Here is a 19,402-nt window from a genome sequence, read left to right on the forward strand (position 1 = left end):
ATAAAGCTATAGAATCAAATGATTCTAATAGCGTTCCAAGAGCTTTCTTCCAATTCTTTTACTAACTCTTTCGAGTATTCTAATTGCCCTGTTGCAATTACTTTCGTTAATTTTTCTAACGGTTGATATACAATAATAATTAAAGCAACTGGAGGCAATGGACGAAGCAAACCTTTTGCGATTCCATCTTCAATAATATTCATAAAGAAGCCTATAAAATCGTCAAATATTTTCTTACTCTGCTCATCAAGAAAATAACTATCACAGTGAGAATTTGTAAATAAAAAAGCATCCACATTGTTTCTCGCAAATTCAAATAAACGGTTATACGTATGACTAAACTGTTCACGAATATTTGCTTCAACAGGAAAATCCGTTTTTATCATTTCAGAAAGCTGTAACATACTTTTTGAAAATAATGAGTTAACAAGCGCCTCTTTATTTTCAAAATAGCGATAAATAGTACCCGCACCGACATTTGCTTTTTCAGCGATCATTGGAATTGTCGTACCATCGTAACCACGCTCTGCAAAAAGTTGCATCGCAGCATCAAAAATATCCTCTTGTTTGTTTTTAGCCATTTTTTCCACCTCTATTTTCAGGAATGAAAATTCATTCCGTTTTTAATTATAAATTACAGGGAATAAAAGTCAAGTGCGTGACAACGTATAGTTGCGATTCTATTCTCTTGTATGTGAATAAAATTATATCAGCGATTTTCAGGATATATCAACTTACCGACAAAAATTAATACAATGAGATGGAGCTATCCCAAAATTTTGTTCGAAACAACTCCATCTTATATGCAAATTAAAAGAAATCATAAATAAACGACTTGCGCACTGGTACTACATTCTCAAATGCCCGTATTTCCTCTTCGCTTCCGCTAATTAATTCTAATTCATTTAGTTCTAATGGGCGTTTGTATCCAAGCAGTATTGTAGATAGTGCATTTATATCTAGGTTGATCCCTTTATCCATTGGTTCTTCTATAATTGCTATTTCATAATTTGCAAGTCTCACCGATACATTATTCCACGGTGCAAATGAATCTGTAATATGTAAAATGACTTCTTGTTGTACATTGTTCCAGTTTAACTCATACTGTTTTAAGAACTGCTCTACATCTACAATTCTTCCCATAAAATATGGTTTTATTTCTGTTTTCACACGTGGTTCTTGCAATGTATATAACAACTGTTCGTTTTCACTTACTGTCATTTCAAGCTCTTTAATCATAGAATCATGCTGGCAAATAAAATTCCATAGACCATTTCGTGCTTCATTATGCAGTGGAACAAATTCATCTACTGTCATTTTATAGTTTTCTATTTTATATAACATATAGCCGGCTGCAGTTTTATTTTCATCGTAATAAATTGCTAATGTTAAATCCTCATAAACAGCTTGTAACCACCATTTTTCATTGCGAACTAGCATACCAGAAAAACGTTCTGCAAATGTTTCATAAAGCTTCTCGACCTCTTCTGGGTGATTTTCTTTATTGAAACGTTTCACAGTACCATTCACTTGTTTTTTCATAACTAAATCACTCTTTGTCAAATGACATACGAGAAGATTCGCACAAAGTTCCCAGCCGTATTTACGGTAAAATGTAACAGCAAATGGGTGTAACATAGAGACTGTAAAGCCATCTTTTTTCATTGTTTGAAGTGAATGTTGAAGTAGCTCTTTTACATACCCACTTCTTCTGTACTCTGGATACGTCGCTACTCCTGCAACGCCACCCATTTTAAATTTTTCTTTACCTATGTAAATATGAAACGGGATGAGGTGTAGTTTTGCAGCTAAGTCTTTCCCTTCCATAATGCCGTATATTTCATGACTTTCCTTCATTTTTGTAAGTTGCTGCTGTAATCGTTCCTCATCTACTTTATATTGAAAAGCGTATTCTGATAAACGTAATGCTTCTCTGAATTTATCTTCTTTTAATTGTATGACATTCATATAATTCTCCTCCATTCCCTTTTTGAATTGTATCATAATTCTCACTATTATAGTTCGGTAAGTGAAATTACAAGGACGTTTTAACAAAAAAGCAGATACATCACGTATCTGCTTTCCACCCTTTTTATTTAGCTAACTTTTGAAGTTCGTCAAAGAATGTAGGATATGATACACCTACTGCTTCTGCATCTTCAATAATTGTTTTTCCTTCTGCTAGGCAGCCAGCAATTGCAAGCATCATTCCGATACGGTGATCACCATAACTATTTACTGTATTGCCTTTTAGAGCTGATTTTCCGTAAATGATCATACCGTCATCAGTTGCTTCTATGCGAGCTCCTAGTTTCGTTAACTCAGCAACTACTGTATCAATACGGTTTGTTTCTTTTACTTTTAATTCGTGTGCATCTTTAATTACTGTAATTCCTTCTGCTTGCGTTGCCGCTAATGCGATTACAGGAATCTCATCGATTAATCTAGGGATAATATCTCCGCCAATTTCAATTCCTTTTAATGAAGATGTTTCGATTGTAATATTTGCAGCTGGTTCTGATGCCCCTTCGTTAATTAGGTCTACAGTGAACGTAGCACCCATTTTTTCTAAAACATCAATAATACCTGTACGGGTTGGATTCATTCCTACATTTTGTAATACTAGTTTACTATTTGGGATGATTGCACCTGCTACTAAGAAAAATGCTGCTGATGATACGTCACCGGGCACTTGAATATCTGTTGCTGTTAATTTTTGTCCACCTGACAGCTTCACTGTTTTCCCTTCGCGAGTTACTTTAACACCAAATGCTTCGAGCATTCTTTCCGTATGGTCGCGTGAAATATGTGGTTCTGTAACAGCTGTTACACCTTCTGCACGAAGACCTGCAAGTAAAATAGCTGACTTTACTTGTGCACTTGCAACAGGAGAAATATATTCAATTGCTTTTAAATCTCCGCCACGTATTGTTAACGGTGTAAATGTTCCTTCTTCTCGGCCGTCTATGTTTGCGCCCATTTGTTTTAATGGGTTTGTTACACGCTTCATCGGTCTTTTTGCGATAGATTCATCACCTTGTACGCAAGAGAAAAATGGTGTGTTAGCTAATATACCTGACATTAATCGGATTGTTGTACCAGAATTACCAACATCTAATACAGCTTTTGGTTCTTGTAAACCTTCTAATCCTTTACCAACTACAGTAACCTCATCACCGTTTTGCGTAATTTCTACTCCCATTTCTTTAAAACATGAAATCGTACTTAAACAGTCTGCACCGGGCAAGAAACCTTTAATTGTTGTTTTCCCTTCTGCAATAGAACCGAACATAACAGCACGGTGTGAAATGGATTTATCACCTGGGATTGTAATATTGCCATTCAATCCGTTATTAACAGGTTGTATTGTTCTTTCTTTCACGTTTTTCACCTTCTCATTTAAATTGTTTCATAAGTTTGGTATTCTTCTTCTCCAAGCGCTAGTTTTGCTTTCATACGATCTTCTTCCCTTTGGAAGCTAATACGTAATACCCCAAGCAGTCCTTCACGCGCTTCTAATATTTGCAAGTTCGTAATACTAATTTCCTCGCGCGCCAAAATACTCGTAATATGAGCCAATGCCCCCACCTTATCTAATACATCGACGTATAAGTCGTGATAGGCAGGAATTGCCCCTCTCTTTCTTACTGGTAAAGAATCACGGTATTCTTTCGCATCTGCAAAATAGTTTTGAATCTCGCATGCATCTCCGGTAGAAACTGTTTTATATAAATCTTCCATTTCAGAGATCCACTCTTTTAATAATACCATTAAATGCTCACGATTTTGCTTTACAATATCACTCCACATTTTCGGACTACTAGATGCGATACGTGTAATGTCTTTAAACCCTCCAGCAGCTAGCTGATGAATGAGCGGATTATCTCCTGCATGTTTCTCTACTTGCTTCACTAAACCTGCAGCGATAAGGTGCGGGAAATGACTAACGATCCCTGTTACATAATCATGTTCTTCTGTATTTAAAACAAGGAAATGTGACCCTGTTCCTTTTAACCAATCTTTTAACTCTTCCACTTGTTCATTTGGCACATGATGCATCGGTGTTAAAATGTAAAATGCATTTTCAAATAAATGCGCTTTTGCACTTTCAACTCCCGTTTTATGAGAACCTGCCATTGGATGTCCACCAATGAAAGATACTTCCTTTGAAAATAAAGTTTCTGCTTCATTCATAATCGTGCCTTTTGTACTACCAACATCAGTCACTATAACATCTTCTCGTAAACGGAATGACGCAAGTTTGTGTAATAGCTTCTTCGTTTCTTCAACTGGAGAAGCAAAAACAATTAAATGTGCCTCTTCACATGCATGCTGTAAATCAACTGCTATTTCATCTACTACGTGTAATTCTTTTGCACGCTCTACTTGTTCTTGAAATATATCATAACCTGTTATCGTTACATCGTGCTCTTTCTTAATTGCTAATGCGAGAGAGCCTCCGATTAAACCAGTTCCAATTAATACTACCTTTTTACGCATTTTCCTCATCTCGAGACTTTCTTTTTTTATTTTCAAAGTGTTGTTGTAACACTGAAATCACCCCTTCATTTTGCTCCCTTGTTCCGACTGTAATACGGATACCATTCGGGAACGGACGAATAATAAATCCTGCATGTGCACAAGCTTCATAAATCTCTCCAGCATTCTCAACTGGCAAGAAGATGAAATTTGTTTGCGATGGATAAAATGGAATATCATTTTCCCTACAAAAGCTCTCGTATTGTTGTAATCCTTCTGTATTTACACGAACTATTTCTTCAATAAACTCGTCATCACCAAAAGCAATCGTCGCTGCTTTTTGCGCTAATGAAGATACGTTAAATGGCAAACGAACGACATTTAATTTTTCGATTAACTCTTCCTGTCCAACCGCATATCCAACGCGGAAAGAAGCTAATCCGTACGCTTTAGAAAATGTTCTAAGTACAAGAATATTTTTATGTTTTTCTAAAAGCGGTAATGTCTCTGGGAAATCTTTTGCTGTTACGTATTCATAGTACGCTTCATCAATGACAATTAACGTATTTTCACTAATACCTTCAATGAATTGAGTCAATTTTCGGTCATTCACATATGTGCCTGTTGGATTGTTCGGGTTACAAATCCATACAATTTTTGTATCGTTATCTACTACTGAAGAAATTTCTTCTAAGTCGTATACACCGTTATTTAACGCAATTTCCTTCACTTCGCAACCTTCTATAATGGCATGATGACGATACTGTGGGAATGTTGCACCTGCTGTTACAATGTTATCTCCCGCTCGTAATACGGCGCGGCTTATTATTTGAATGATTTCATCTAAACCACTACCACAAAGTACTTGTTCCATTTTCACATGTAACTTATCTGCGATTGTTTGACGGAGCGTTGTAGCACCTCCGTCAGGATATAAAGCATGTTCCAACCACGATTTTTGCAACTCATCTAAAACACGTGACGAACAGCCGAATGGATTTTCATTCGATGCTAATTTCACAAACGAATGATCTCCGTACACTTCTTTCATTTGTTCTGGTGATTTACCTGGTTTATATGGTTGTAATGATGATAGTTGATCTTTTACTTGCACGTTAAACCCACCTTTTTATTAAAATTCTTTTGCGTAGTTATTGTGTTGCATAATGTTTTGTTTTAATAATTCCATACGATCTTTTCCGAATTGTTCGACTAGTGCATCTGCAAGTTCCCATGCCACAACAGATTCAGCTACTACACCCGCCGCTGGTACTGCGCAACTATCAGATCTTTCAATACTCGCTTGGAATGCTTCTTTCGTATCAATATCAACGCTTGCTAACGGTTTGTATAAAGTAGGAATTGGCTTCATCACGCCTCTTACGATAATTGGCATACCTGTTGTCATACCGCCTTCTAAACCGCCGGCATTATTCGTTCTTCTCGTGTATCCTTTTTCTTCATCCCACAGAATTTCATCATGCACTTTGCTTCCTGGTTGTCGTGCCGCTTCAAAACCTACGCCGATTTCAGCACCTTTAAATGCATTTATACTCATAATTGCACCAGCAAGTTTTGCATCTAATTTACGATCGTAATGGACGTAACTACCGACGCCAATCGGCATACCTTCTGCAATGACTTCCACAATACCACCGATTGAATCTCCACTACTTTTTGCGTTGTCAATCGCATTCATCATTTCTTGCTCTACTTCTTTATCTAAACATCGAACTGGTGAGTTTTCAGTAATTGTTTGAATTTCTTCAATTAATAAGTTTGAAATATGTTTTGCTTTTACTCCACCAATTTCAAGAACATGTCCTGCAATTTCCACGCCTAATTCGCTTAAAATTTGTTTTGCAACTGCACCAGCAGCTACACGAACTGTCGTTTCTCTTGCAGATGACCGCTCTAATACGTTTCTTATATCACGATGACCATATTTAATTGCTCCATTTAAATCTGCATGTCCGGGACGTGGTTTTGTAATTGTACGTTTCATGTCTTTACTTTCTTTTTCCGAAATTGGCTCTGCACCCATTACTTTCGTCCAATGTTTGAAATCATCATTTTTTACAATTAACGTAATCGGTGATCCAAGTGTCATCCCGTGACGAACACCACTTACAATTTCAACTGTATCTGTTTCAATTTGCATACGTCTTCCGCGTCCATGACCTTTTTGTCTTCTTAATAATTCTTTATTAATATGTTCCGCCGTAAGTGTCAAACCTGCTGGTACACCTTCTAAAATAACTGTTAACTGCGGTCCATGTGATTCTCCAGCTGTAATGTATCTCATTTCTCTTGCCCCTTTACTATTTTTTTGTACAAAAAAGTCCCTACTGAGCGCTCAGTAGGGACGATGTTTATCGCGGTACCACCCTAGTTGTAGACTTCTTTCGTCTACCTCTCTTCTTCTTTAACGATCGTTTGACCGTCTTACCCTCCAAAAGTTGTCGGGAAAGATGCTCCAAGGCTGTAATTCATGCTTACCTTTGTACTGATTCACACCGACCATCAGCTCTCTTTAACAGTGAGATAAGCACTACTGTTTCCTCTTCAACGCATATATGATATGGAATTAAGATAATTTATTTTTGAAACCTTTTAACTCATCCATGAATCTATGGAATTCTGGAATGTCCATTTGTTGTGCAGAATCTGATAATGCAACTGCTGGATCTGGATGAACTTCAGCCATTACTGCATCTGCGCCAATTGCAAGTGCCGCTTTCGCTGTTGGTAATAATAAATCTCTGCGTCCAGTTGAATGTGTTACATCAACGATAACTGGTAAATGTGTTTCTTTCTTTAAAATTGGTACTGCAGAAATGTCTAATGTGTTACGTGTTGCTCTTTCGTATGTGCGGATACCGCGCTCACAAAGAATAATTTGATCGTTACCTTGCGCAATGATGTATTCCGCTGCGTTAATGAACTCATCAATTGTTGCTGCTAATCCACGTTTTAATAATACTGGTTTGTTAACTTTACCTACAGCTCGTAATAAATCGAAGTTTTGCATGTTACGTGCGCCAACTTGAATTACATCAACGTAGTCTAATGCCATTTCAACATCGTTCGGATTTAAAATTTCACTAATAATTGCTAAGTCAAACTCGTCTGCTACTTGACGTAAAATTTGAAGTCCTTCTACTCCTAAACCTTGGAAATCATATGGAGAAGTTCTCGGTTTGAATGCACCACCGCGCATTAATTTTAAGCCTTGGTCTTTCATCGCTTGCCCTACTTGACGAACTTGTTCTAAACTTTCTACTGCACAAGGTCCCATAATGAACGTTTGTGTTCCGTTTCCAATCAATTCACCTTTTACATCAACGATTGTATTTTCTTGTTTCTTTTTACGTGATACTAGTAACGCTTTACGGTTATCATCTTCTTGTAACTCTAAGCTTGCTTTGAAAATCGTTTTGAAAATATGTTGAACTGTTGATGTTTCGAATGGTCCTTCGTTATGCTCTGCGATCATATCAAGTACTTCACGCTCACGTACTGGATCAAAGCGTTTCGTGCCTTGTACTTGCTTTTGCTCTCCAATTTTTTGAACAATTTCACCACGTTTGTTTAAAAGGTGTAATAGTTGTAAGTTAATTTCATCTACCTGTTTACGTAATTGATCTAATTCATGATTTGCCATTTGGAAATCCTCCTCTAATGTTTTAAAAGTATAGTAAGAGAATAAAAAATTCTCTATTTTCTGAACTGACTAATTATACAAATTTATAGTGGAATCGATACCTCTTCTTATTTTAAACTAATAATTCGTACACAGACATAAACTACTAGTTAAAAATCCACTTTTTTGTACAAAAAAGCCCTACTGATCCAATCAGTAGGGACGATATTTATCGCGGTACCACCCTAGTTGTAGACTTCTTTCGTCTACCTCTCTTCATTGTTAACGATCATCTGACCGTCTTTCCCTTCATAAAGACAATACTATCTTTACTACGAAAAAGATGCTCCAGGACTGTAATTCGCTCTTGTTTATGTACTGGTTTGCACCAACCACCAGCTCTCTGTTACAGGGAAACAACAACTACTGCTTTTCCTTTCAATGCATGACTATTTAATTTTCAAGTTGAACCACTAAAATACAAAAAGTCCCTACTGAATAAATCAGTAGGGACGATATTTATCGCGGTACCACCCTAGTTGTAGACTAACTTTCCGTCTACCTCTCTTCACTGTTAACGATCAATTGACCGCTTTTTCCTCATAAAGACAAACTATCTTTATTACGAAAAAGATGCTCCAAGACTGTAATTCATGATTATCCCTGTACTGGTTCACACCAACCACCAGCTCTCTGTTACAGTAAGACTAACCACTACTGTGATCTCTTCATTGCACTTTGTTTATTCAAATGTTTTTGAAATTGAATAAGTATGATTCGTATTATAGAACGCTTTTCAAAACACTGTCAACAACTTTTTATATATTTTTTTAAATTCCACTTTCGTCCTATAATTCTTTTTGTAAATCACCCATTACAATTCCTATGCGAATTATTTCATTTTCTAGTAAATGTAAAACATATTCCTCTACTTCATACTGAACTAATAATTCTTTTATTTTTATGATTTCTTTTTCAAATAAAACGGCTTCGTGACATGTTTGTAGTAAAATAAAAAACACATTTGCAAATATTTCTTTATGCGCTTTCATACTTTCTTTTTTATGAAGCATTTCAATCAATAACTGCTTCATTTCCTCACCTGCACATTTACCATGTACACTTGAAAATGCACGAGACATAATACATAATCCTTTTTCTAATATTTCATCCATGTATAAAATAATACGTAAAAGCATTACATATTCTCTTGCAGTTATCTCACCCATTTTTGGTCGTTCTCGCAAAAATACACTGAGCCAAGCTGTCCAAAATTTTTGTTGTTCTTTTACACTTAATGTTTTGACGTAATAGCATAAAAACTGCATAAACTTAATTTTATTTTCTTCATTTTCTAGTATGAGTAACGGGTATAACCAATCTGTTTTTTGATCCCAATATAGTACACATTTAATAAATACAAAGCTAAGCCACTTCAAGAAAGCTTCTCTCGTATGCGGATGTAATACTTCCAAATGTTCTATCGCATACTTAATAAATCGCTTCATTTCTGTAAATAAAGGTAAATTTATTTGCGTGTAACATAAGCCGGCCCATGCATATTCCGTAATCTCATTTTGTTTTTTTAAATCTAAGTATGGTAACAAATATTTTCGGCACCATTGTTTTTCAATATGATATAGGAATGTAATATCTGCTATTAAACGAGCAAACATAAAGTTTGTTCGTTCCGAATTAACTCTTACTTGTTCTTCAAATAAAAATAAATATTCATATACATTACGATCGTATAAATGATCATATGATAACAACTTTAATAATACAGCCGTCATTTTTCCAACTGGATGCTGAATTGATTCATTATAAAAATCTTGTTTCCCAAGCTTAAAGTCTGTATCACTCTTCATAACTTGAGGAAACACTGAAAATGCAAATCGTTTTACAACACGTATACTATTCTCTTCTAATTCTTCTAGTCGATTACTAATTTCATATAGAAAACTACTAATTAACCAATGAAAAGCAGTATTTCTAACAAATTTCTGCAATAGCGGAATAATTTTTTGGATTTGCTCATTCGTCAATCCTCGATTATTTCGCCATTCTCTAATACAAACAAACCATACTTCATTACTTATTTCTTGCACTCCTACTAATTGGTATGCAAATGAAATACTCCACTCTGTGTTTAATTTACATGCTTTTGATAACATCTCTAAAAAATGGCGTTGTTCAAAAACACCATCTTGCGAAAATTGCTGAACTTGCTTCATAATTTCAACATCTTTCAGCTGCAATAATCCGTCAGCAGTTACATTACAAGTAATGCTTTCTGCTGTATCCTCTTTCTTTTGTACACTGTATCGTTCAGAATGAAAATGAGGATGCTTTTGCTTCATTAACTCATACCCATTTGCCGTAGATGGGCTATTCGAATCACACTTGAATAATAAGTCTAATACGAGACATGCATCAAATACCCGCTCTTCTGTAAGATGCTTTATTACAGTTCGAGTGACTTCTTCTTTTGTTTTTTCTAAACAATGTGCATAATGCCTTTTTAAAAGTTGAAAAACTTCGTGTTTATAAGTGAAATCTAAAAGAAGTCCTTCATGTAACAACCATTTCATTTTGTCATCTACACGAACAAAAATATTTTTATTCATCGCATCAATTGCAATTCGCTTTTGAAGTACGCTATTTGCTTCTATCATTTCTGTAATATAATAATCCGCTTTTTTCTCATTGTTTTCGCATAAATAAGTTAGACACTCTTTTACAATTCGTATTAAAAATGCAAGATCATTTTGATGAAACTCTTTCTCTACATTTTCCTTATTTCTTTTTTTCAGTGCCGTTTGTCTTAACGACAACATTCTCAATTTTTCTAATCCAATCATCATAATTGGAACAGCATAATAAGCGATATATGGCCTCATCTTTTCGTTCCAAATTTGCTCCACATGAGAAAATGTAGATACTGGTAAGCGACTCGATTCCTCGAGTTCTATTGATTCTTGCGTATCATTTCCCCATTTTCTTACACGTTTCAACTTCAGTTTTCCGTCTAAAATAAAAGTTAGTAACAATAAGGCAATTTCTTTATGCTCAGGAAAAGAACATTTTTGCAGTAACTTAGAAATCTTTTCTATAGAGCTACTATCTTTTTCAGCTGTTTCTAATAAAAGGAGTGTCCACCTTGCAAACAACAACGGGTCCATCTTACTCTTCGTTTCGTTTAAGTAGTTACAAATTGTTCTCCATAATAACGGTGATATTTTAGAATAGTTTTTATAAATTAATTGAAATAATTCTTTCTGATGACTAAAAAGAAATTGTTCCACTAACCATTCTGCAAGTAATTCATCTACTTCATTATAGTTTGGCGTAAGCATAAACAAATTTTGTAATTTACCTTCTGCTTCTAACCATTCGACCCATTCATAATCATGAGCAAATTCCACAAAGTAACGTACTGTTTCAATTTTTTTAATCGATTGCTTTATGTATGATAATTGTTCCTGTTCTACTGACGGGGGAACCGTTACAATATCCCGAATACGCATTCTTTTCGTAATATAATTATCACCCATTAATTCAGCCCAGCGTTTTACCGCTTTTACAAGGGATTGATGATTATTCACCTTATTCGGATACACAATTGGTCTTATCCCCAAATGTTCCCAGTGGTACGTATTTTCTCCTTGTGCGACAAAAGCAAATCGTCTTGTACTTGGTGGTAAACCAGTTGCTAAATATTTCATTACTGGGTCATTATGACTATATCCAACGAATAAAACGGTGTAATTTGAGAATAGATCAACTAAAAACCTTCTCGCCCACCCTTCCGTTAAGTAAGCCCTTCCAAAATCACCATCTGTTAAAATTAAAGCCTCTTTCTCCTGTTCTACATTACCATGTATGTAAGCAAGACCTTTAAAAGCTCTCCCAGTCGGTAAAGCTGGAGCGTAATAAACATTGATATCTCTATTTATTTCTTTAATTGCAGTTGTAAAATGTTGATCAAAATTTGTTGTTACAATGCGGATATCTGTATCTAAAGGAAATAACCTTGGAATTGCATAATGCAATGGATTCGGTTTTGATTTCTCTATATGAACGAGATCTCTTGCGACTTGATGTACATCTTTTGTTTTCGCAATTTTGCCAAGATAATAATCATGTGGCTCTGTTATTTCACGTTTTTCAACATATAACGTTTTTGCAATTTCATCAACTAAATCATCAAAATTCGGTAAGTTTGATTTCCCTTTCATAGAAACTCCCGCTCCAACAAATAATACTAACTTTCCTTGCTCAAGGTGATCAATTAACTCATCTGGAATTTCTACTTCTGAAGTAATCCACATCTTGGATTCCCCCTTACCTAAAAATGTCATACACTCTCATTTTACTATAACATTTTTTCATTGTTTTTATAATATTTAGACTAAATTCCGAACATGAAAAAGTTTTATGTAAATAAATCCGTTACAATGTATGAACTCCAGAATTTATTGAAAAACTATGTATAAATCGGAGGTGTAAATTTTGAATGATTTCACAGTAGTGCTTATCAAGTTTATATCGTGCATTATCGCATTTAGCATTGGGCTTGCTTTATTTTTCCCTGCAACGTTTGTTCAAATTATTTCATTCAGTCTCTTTGTTACAATCGTATCCTACATGTTCGTTGATAAAATTATTTTAAATCGAATTGGCAATACTGGTGCCATTATGTCGGATTTCTTATTAACATATTTAAGCGTATGGATTTTCGGTAATATTTTATTAGACAACTATATGCAAATTGCATGGGGCAGTATCCTTTCTGCCATCGTCTTCACTTTATCTGAAGTAATCGTTCATCGCTTCTCTAACTCTCATACAAGGCACAACAATGATAACATTCGTATTAATCGCCGCTTTGCATATGGTACAGAGTTTGCTGAAGAACAAAATATATTGGATAAAGATAAGAAAAAGTAACGTTTTAATGCAGGAGCGCCCTTTTTAATTATGTGGTGCTCCTTTTTTGTATTTTTTCATTATGGTACGTGAAATTATATAAGTGATTATTTCAAAATACCGAATTACTAACAATATTTGACGCTATTTTTTCTAATAAAAAACTGCCTCTTATTTAGAGGCAGCCACTTTTAAGTCTTTTACTGCAACAACATCCGCAAACGCTCCCAATACTGCGTTATGATGTTTCACAATATCTTCAGCACGTAACACTTCTGTATTAAATGTACTATGCGCATCACTCACTAACGTTACTTTATACCCTTCACTACATGCTCTGCGCGTTGTCGTATCTACACAATACTCTGTTTGCATTCCCGAAAGAATAACGTGTTCAATTCCTTTCTCTTGTAACACTTCGCTTAAGTTTGTATTATGGAATGAATCTGGAGTCGTCTTTTCAACTATATTATCTCCTTCTTGCGGAGCGATGGCCGCATGGATTCGCCATCCATCCGTACCTTTTTCTAACGGATGTTCTTTAGGACCGTTATGTTGGATATAAATAACTGGAATATCATTTGAACGACATTCCCTAATAAGCTCTTGCAATGTTTGTAAAAACTTTCCCCCATTATGTACTGGCATTCCAGCTGTATACATACCCGCTTGCACATCAATTACGATTAATGCTTTTTTCATTTCACACATCCCCCTTTATTTGTATAAGCCATTATTATTGTTTATATTCCATCATCCAACAATCTTCTAATTTCCCCTCATGCAACTCATGTTCCTTTAAAATCTTTACTTTTTTAAATCCACTTTTTTCATAACACTTTATTGCTCGTTCATTATTTACTTTCGGATCCATTGCAATTGCTTCTGCTCCCATTTCACCCATAATATATGTAATTGCTGCCTGAACGAGTTTTGTTCCAATTCCCTTTCCCCAATAGGCTGGTTCACCGATAAATTGGTCCATACCCCATACATTTTGTGATTCTTTATAGCCATATAACGCTTTCCACTCTGAATCCACTGGGTACATTTGTATGTAACCAATCGGAATGGTATCAAATTCTATTAAACATCTTTTTTCATTACTGTTTGGACTATGTATAAAATGATCAAGCACCTTTTCTACAGATTGCGGATTATCTCGTCCTTCGTAATACCGCAGGACTGCTGGGTCCGTTAACCATTTAGAAATGATAGATGCATCATCTTCCATTACGTATCTAATCAATAAACCTTCTTTTTGAAAAAGCATATTATACCTCTATTATTTCTTTATATTTTTTCTTGCTGTTACATCTTTCATTGCACCTACTAATGCATATGGTAGTAATGTAATCGCAAAAAATGCTGTAAATACGTTAAATTGCGGGATTGTATAGAGTGTGAACCATTCAGTGAAAAATTGAGAATTTAATATTCTATTAAAAAACTCTCCGCCTGACCTAAAGTTTGGCGCCCACGCAGTGATTTCACACAAAATAAAGTGAAACTTTAATCAGTGGGGGTTTTGTTCATCCCCCACTGATTATTAGTTGAACCAATCGGGCTTTTACGGGCAGTTGATCCCCCCACCTAACTTCTTCGCTTTCGCTGAATTTTGAGGTGGGGGTCTTACTGCCCTTTAATGCGGGGTAAACAGTAACTGAACAATAAAAAATGCCCCTAGATAACGAAACCAAGTCCGTTTCCATATAGGTTGTGCATTTTTTAATATATCTCCCATCTTACCCCCTCCTTAAATATCCATCATATTAATTATACACTTTCCTCACTTTATTTGTTAAAATTTTCTATATAATTAATGCTGTTGGGGGGAAATACATTATGTCTAATCCTATACTTACATCCACTTTAATCATTCTTAGAGGAAACTCCTCAAGTGGTAAAACAACGATTGCAAAACAACTACAAGAACATTTCGGACAAGGAACACTTTTAGTATCACAGGATGTTGTACGTAGAGATATGCTTAGAGTACACGACACAATGGGTAATTTATCACATGATTTACTATTTGAAATTACGAAGTACGGAAAAGGAAAATGTGAATTTGTTATTTTAGAAGGTATATTGAACAGTCATAGGTATGGTGAGATGTTAAAAGAATTAATTCGTTATTTTGATGAAAATGCATTTGCATATTACTTTGATTTATCATTAGAGGAAACTATTAGACGACATAACACAAGAGACAAACGACATGAATTTGGTGAGGATTCCCTACAAAAATGGTATAATCCGCACGATACTATTAAGGTTGCCACAGAAACTATTTTTACAGATAACTTTACGCAAAAAGATATATTTGATGCAATTCTTAATGATGTTGCGATCGAAAAACAAGCCTAACATAATATGTTAGGCTTGTTATGTATTTTGTATTTCAGTTTTTATAATTAAACAATCTATACATAAATAATAGTATATATTCATTTCCCCAAACTGGAAATCAACTACTGAAATAAGTCCACGTTCCTCAATATCTTGAGTAATTGTAGCAACATATTTCATCTCTTTCGTACAAGTTGGACACGCCAAATCCTTTGGAAGATCATCATATAATGGTACGCCTAATAATCTACATACATATTCAGAACCGAACAAGTCAAAAGCTTCCCAGTAACTATCTTCATCTGTAGGTATATCTTCATTTTTCATATTTATAAGCTTTACCGTTGTTTTTGGTAATGAAGCTGGTAACTTATCTTCCTCTTCCATTATCCATTCTTCTGTATTTTGCTGCTTTATGATTTGAACTGTTTTACCTCCATCACTTAACTGAAAATATTGCGGTTCCCACACCATCGCGCAGTTCAAGCATGAAACGAATGGTAAAATATTTAGTTCATTACTTTTAAGTTCAGCAAGTCTCCCATCTTTTAAATCAAAACAGAGAATTTGATGCATCTTCTCACCGCATAACTTACATACTGGCAAATTACAATCTTGACCGCCAAAGTAATGATTATATGAACCTCTTCCTTCAATTACTCTATACCCTTTCCGCTCATTACAATGTGCGCCATATAATTCTATTGTCATATTCTATCCTCGCCTTTTATAAGAATGATTCACAAAATGATAATAATTAAGACTAAAAAACATCGTCTTCCTGAATAGTTTCCATAATAAATTCTTTTAAACTCGGAGATATTTCTTCCATTTCTTCATCCGCGTGATACCAAATATATATTTTATCATCCATTTTTCCATTATTTATTTTAAAGCACAATTTATCCCCTGAACCATCGTCACCAATTATGATAAGATTTTCTGGTATAGACTCATCTCTCATGTCAATATTTTGTCTAACAATATCATCCCAAGTTTTCGTTACATTTCTATTATCTTTAATCGGATATAGTATCCATTTCCCTATTTCAGCATTATTAACTAATTTAATAAGATCCCTATATTGATTTGGGAAAGCAGCACCTAGCTTTTCTTCCGTTTCTTTTATTTGCAACTCCAATACACCTTGTTTCTTTGTTTCAATATATTCTCTTACTTCTTTCATGAAATACACCTATCCTTTGAACTTAATTACACTATTATGAGTGAAAGTGTTTAGTAAACGATTTGATCCGATTTATATATTTCATTATACGTTAACCCTTCGTTTTCAACATACTATTCTTCTCTACTTCTCAATAACCTTCTGTTCTACTTCCTTACCTCATTCTTAATAGTTTTTCTAAACATGAGACAATTTTTATGTTTTATTACAGGTTTATTAATAAGTCATTTAAAAATCCTATTATCCTTCTACTAAAAAAATAAAAGCCAGCCTCAATAAAGAGAACTGACTTCTATTTGGATAATTATTGTTATTATAAAATTTTCACTTTAACAGTTTGTCTTCCCCAATTCATAGCTTTACTTTTTGAACCCATTAAAACATCAATACGATTACCTTTAATTGCACTTCCAGTATCACCAGCGATCGCTTCTCCATAGCCTTCTACCCATACTTTAGATCCTAATGGGATTACTTTCGGGTCAACTGCGATAATTCTCATATTCGGATTTGCCGTTAAATCATGCCCCATCGCAGTTAAAACGCGTCCACCATATGTACCATTTTCACTTGGATCAGCAGTATACGCTGTCGCTACTACCGTTAATTCACGTTTAGCAGACTGTATGTTGTTTTTAGATGCTTCTTTCGCTCTCTCTTCTTCTTTAGCCTTTGCTATTTCTCTTGCTTTCTCTTCTTCTTTAGCTTTTGCTATTTCTCTTGCTTTCTCTTCTTCTTTAGCTTTTGCTATTTCTCTTGCTTTCTCTTCTTCTTTAGCTTTTGCTATTTCTCTTGTTTTCTCTTCTTCTTTAGCTTTTGCTATTTCTCTTGCTTTCTCTTCTTCTTTAGCTTTTGCTATTTCTCTTGCTTTCTCTTCTTCTTTAGCTTTTGCTATTTCTCTTGCTTTCTCTTCTTCTTTAGCTTTTGCTATTTCTTGCGCTTTCTCTTCTTCTTTAGCTTTTGCTATTTCTCTTGCTTTCTCTTCTTCTTTAGCTTTTGCTATTTCTTGCGCTTTCTCTTCTTCTTTAACTTTTGCTATTTCTCTTGCTTTCTCTTCTTCTTTAGCTTTTGCTATTTCTTGCGCTTTCTCTTCTTCTTTAGCTTTTACTATTTCTCTTGCTTTCTCTTCTTCTTTAGCTTTTGCTATTTCTTGCGCTTTTTCTTCTTCTTTAGCCTTTGCTATTTCTTGCACTTTCTCTTCTTCTTTGATTTTTGCCTCTTCTTTAGGCTTTACTATTTCTTGCGCTTTTTCTTCTTCTTTAACTTTTACTTCTTCTTTGACTTTTGCCTCTTCTTTAGGTTTTACTATTTCTTGCGCTTTCCCTTCTTCTTTAGGTTTTACTATTTCTTGCGCTTTCCCTTCTTCTTTAACTTTTACTACTTTTGCCTCTTCTTTAGGCTTTACTATTTCTTGTGCTTTCGTTGTTTCTTTCGCTTTTGCTACTTTCTGCGTCTTTATTTCTTTCTTTTCTTTAACTGATTTTTGTACTTTCGCTACTTGCTTCGTTTTCTCTTCAGTTTTCTTTTCAGTTGGTGCTGTACTTGATAGGAAAGAAACGTTTGCATAAGCAGTTTTTCCTTTATACTCAAATTGCAGCCATCCGTCTTTTACTTGATGCGTTGATTCAATTACATCATCTTTTTTTAGTCTGCCAAGAATTTCTGAATCCGTGTTTGCTTCAGTACGTACATTTAACAAATTCGCCGTTACATGATATACATCTTTTGTAAACTCCGAACTTACAAACACTTCTTTACCATTCAACTCAATTTTTGACCAGCCATCTTCGGTATTTATGACTTTTAACTCTTGCCCATTCTTTACTTTTTCGACCACTTTTGATTCTGTAGTCGGTTTTTCACGTACGTTAAGTACATCTGCTGTTACGATTGTTTCTGCGGTAGCAGTTGTGGTAAACGCTCCTAATCCAAAAACAGTTGCTGTTGCTGCGCCAATTACTTTTTTCATATTAGCCTCCATTAAATTTTTTTGAATTTTATCAAATGCCTCCGTAAAATTGTATAATTTTACATAATATCAAAACATTTGCAACAGTATATTAATACGGCTTAATATACTGTTATTAAAAATCCTCACTTCAATACTAACAAATTCTTATTTCTAATTCTATATATTATAAATCTCCTTATCTTTTATAAAAGCTCCATGCCCTTCTTCACACTAAATAGTTGTGGCAATTCCCGCCAAAAATAAACTTACGATTGCTAAAATTTGAGTAGCGACTATAGCCCCTCTTAAATGAAACTTATAATCTTTATATCCTTTCATACCTTCCGTACTAGGAATCACAACAAACCTTGGAGTAATCCAGCAAAAAATTAGCCAATCAATTATAAGTAAATCTACTAAATTGAAAATCATTAAAATACCAAAAGTGTGTAAATAGGCATCCATATACATTAACTTTTCATGCTTATGTAGTATATATGTAGAAACGAAAGGACTACCGAAAAGAATAGTATTATATACAATATTAAAATAAATGGTTTGCTTTTTTTCATGAATCGATTTTGGAAAAACTACTTTTTGAATATCTTTCGGATAATCAGTTAAAGAAAGTCGTGGATTATAATATAAGGACCCTAAAATCATTACGGATAGTACAATAGACATGATGACACCAACGTACATCATTTGCTCAAATTGATTCATAAGCTTCATTCACCCTTTTCTGTAATTACTATGATGGTCATTCACTTAATTACATATTGTATGTACGTACATAATCAAAAATTAACAACTAGCTTTAATAGCGAAGCAAAATTGTTGCAATGCAAATGCAAATTTAATA

Annotated in this window: 17 protein-coding genes, 1 pseudogene and 3 other annotated features; of the genes and pseudogenes, 2 read left to right on the forward strand and 16 right to left on the reverse strand. The window is 34.6% G+C overall.

Translation table 11 applies throughout. The features are described from left to right. Positions 1 to 14: 14 nt before the first annotated feature. The 8 genes from ACUL40_RS06720 to ACUL40_RS06755 form a co-directional block, all read right to left on the reverse strand. Complete coding sequence (locus tag ACUL40_RS06720) at positions 15 to 581, reverse strand: TetR/AcrR family transcriptional regulator (protein ID WP_001107309.1); 567 nt, start codon at positions 579 to 581, stop codon at positions 15 to 17. Between the two features lie 229 nt (positions 582 to 810). Then, positions 811 to 1,968 (reverse strand): GNAT family N-acetyltransferase, encoded by a 1,158-nt coding sequence (locus tag ACUL40_RS06725; protein WP_139846745.1) that lies wholly within the window; start codon positions 1,966 to 1,968, stop codon positions 811 to 813. A gap of 124 nt (positions 1,969 to 2,092) precedes the next feature. Next, the gene (aroA, locus tag ACUL40_RS06730) at positions 2,093 to 3,382 is read right to left on the reverse strand and encodes a 3-phosphoshikimate 1-carboxyvinyltransferase (RefSeq protein ID WP_000664630.1); all 1,290 of its coding nucleotides are present in this window, start codon (positions 3,380 to 3,382) and stop codon (positions 2,093 to 2,095) included. A gap of 17 nt (positions 3,383 to 3,399) precedes the next feature. Next, positions 3,400 to 4,500: a prephenate dehydrogenase gene (tyrA, locus tag ACUL40_RS06735; protein ID WP_001228139.1), complete on the reverse strand. Its 1,101-nt coding sequence runs from the start codon at positions 4,498 to 4,500 to the stop codon at positions 3,400 to 3,402. Beyond that, entirely contained in the window at positions 4,493 to 5,593 is a 1,101-nt protein-coding gene (gene hisC, locus ACUL40_RS06740; protein ID WP_001197280.1) for a histidinol-phosphate transaminase, read from the reverse strand. The genes tyrA and hisC overlap by 8 nt, the downstream gene beginning before the upstream one ends. An 18-nt stretch (positions 5,594 to 5,611) precedes the next feature. Then, the gene (gene aroC / locus ACUL40_RS06745) at positions 5,612 to 6,784 is read right to left on the reverse strand and encodes a chorismate synthase (protein ID WP_017656510.1); all 1,173 of its coding nucleotides are present in this window, start codon (positions 6,782 to 6,784) and stop codon (positions 5,612 to 5,614) included. 53 nt (positions 6,785 to 6,837) lie between these two features. Next, positions 6,838 to 7,057, reverse strand: a binding site (T-box leader). 9 nt (positions 7,058 to 7,066) lie between these two features. Continuing rightward, positions 7,067 to 8,143 (reverse strand): bifunctional 3-deoxy-7-phosphoheptulonate synthase/chorismate mutase, encoded by a 1,077-nt coding sequence (locus tag ACUL40_RS06750; RefSeq protein WP_001273575.1) that lies wholly within the window; start codon positions 8,141 to 8,143, stop codon positions 7,067 to 7,069. 194 nt (positions 8,144 to 8,337) lie between these two features. After that, positions 8,338 to 8,573 (reverse strand) — a binding site (T-box leader). Positions 8,574 to 8,627: 54 nt separating this feature from the next. Further along, positions 8,628 to 8,863 (reverse strand) — a binding site (T-box leader). 107 nt (positions 8,864 to 8,970) lie between these two features. Further along, positions 8,971 to 12,453: a DUF4020 domain-containing protein gene (locus tag ACUL40_RS06755; RefSeq protein ID WP_000265214.1), complete on the reverse strand. Its 3,483-nt coding sequence runs from the start codon at positions 12,451 to 12,453 to the stop codon at positions 8,971 to 8,973. A gap of 181 nt (positions 12,454 to 12,634) precedes the next feature. Here ACUL40_RS06755 and ACUL40_RS06760 point away from each other — a divergent pair, with 181 nt between their 5' ends. Next, on the forward strand, positions 12,635 to 13,072 hold the full coding sequence (locus ACUL40_RS06760) for a YndM family protein (protein WP_000997702.1): 438 nt from the start codon (positions 12,635 to 12,637) through the stop codon (positions 13,070 to 13,072). A 150-nt stretch (positions 13,073 to 13,222) separates the two neighbouring features. On the opposite strand, the gene ACUL40_RS06765 is transcribed toward ACUL40_RS06760, so the two are convergent. The 4 genes and pseudogenes from ACUL40_RS06765 to ACUL40_RS06780 all read right to left on the reverse strand — a co-directional run bounded on the left by ACUL40_RS06765 (position 13,223) and on the right by ACUL40_RS06780 (position 14,795). After that, on the reverse strand, positions 13,223 to 13,753 hold the full coding sequence (locus ACUL40_RS06765) for a cysteine hydrolase family protein (protein ID WP_259591598.1): 531 nt from the start codon (positions 13,751 to 13,753) through the stop codon (positions 13,223 to 13,225). Between the two features lie 34 nt (positions 13,754 to 13,787). Beyond that, positions 13,788 to 14,324, reverse strand: a complete 537-nt coding sequence (locus tag ACUL40_RS06770) for a GNAT family N-acetyltransferase (RefSeq protein ID WP_000898772.1) — start codon at positions 14,322 to 14,324, stop codon at positions 13,788 to 13,790. Positions 14,325 to 14,336: 12 nt separating this feature from the next. After that, a pseudogene (locus tag ACUL40_RS06775) lies at positions 14,337 to 14,555 on the reverse strand (YfzA family protein); the annotation flags it as partial. 138 nt (positions 14,556 to 14,693) lie between these two features. Then, a complete protein-coding gene (locus tag ACUL40_RS06780) occupies positions 14,694 to 14,795 on the reverse strand; it encodes a YfzA family protein (RefSeq protein ID WP_000502345.1) in 102 nt (33 codons plus the stop codon). A gap of 101 nt (positions 14,796 to 14,896) precedes the next feature. Here ACUL40_RS06780 and ACUL40_RS06785 point away from each other — a divergent pair, with 101 nt between their 5' ends. Beyond that, positions 14,897 to 15,421: a kinase gene (locus ACUL40_RS06785; RefSeq protein WP_000070150.1), complete on the forward strand. Its 525-nt coding sequence runs from the start codon at positions 14,897 to 14,899 to the stop codon at positions 15,419 to 15,421. A gap of 18 nt (positions 15,422 to 15,439) precedes the next feature. Here the strand turns inward: ACUL40_RS06785 and ACUL40_RS06790 are convergent, their stop codons facing one another. The 4 genes from ACUL40_RS06790 to ACUL40_RS06805 all read right to left on the reverse strand — a co-directional run bounded on the left by ACUL40_RS06790 (position 15,440) and on the right by ACUL40_RS06805 (position 19,263). After that, positions 15,440 to 16,114, reverse strand: coding sequence for a hypothetical protein (locus tag ACUL40_RS06790; protein WP_445422892.1), 675 nt, complete (start codon positions 16,112 to 16,114; stop codon positions 15,440 to 15,442). A 52-nt stretch (positions 16,115 to 16,166) separates the two neighbouring features. Further along, on the reverse strand, positions 16,167 to 16,589 hold the full coding sequence (locus ACUL40_RS06795) for an SMI1/KNR4 family protein (protein ID WP_259591597.1): 423 nt from the start codon (positions 16,587 to 16,589) through the stop codon (positions 16,167 to 16,169). A gap of 313 nt (positions 16,590 to 16,902) precedes the next feature. Continuing rightward, positions 16,903 to 18,558 (reverse strand): cell wall-binding protein EntB, encoded by a 1,656-nt coding sequence (entB, locus tag ACUL40_RS06800; protein WP_445423144.1) that lies wholly within the window; start codon positions 18,556 to 18,558, stop codon positions 16,903 to 16,905. A gap of 213 nt (positions 18,559 to 18,771) precedes the next feature. Further along, positions 18,772 to 19,263: a hypothetical protein gene (locus ACUL40_RS06805; RefSeq protein WP_001071240.1), complete on the reverse strand. Its 492-nt coding sequence runs from the start codon at positions 19,261 to 19,263 to the stop codon at positions 18,772 to 18,774. Positions 19,264 to 19,402 lie beyond the last annotated feature (139 nt).

The organism is Bacillus sp. KNSH39 (assembly GCF_052656585.1).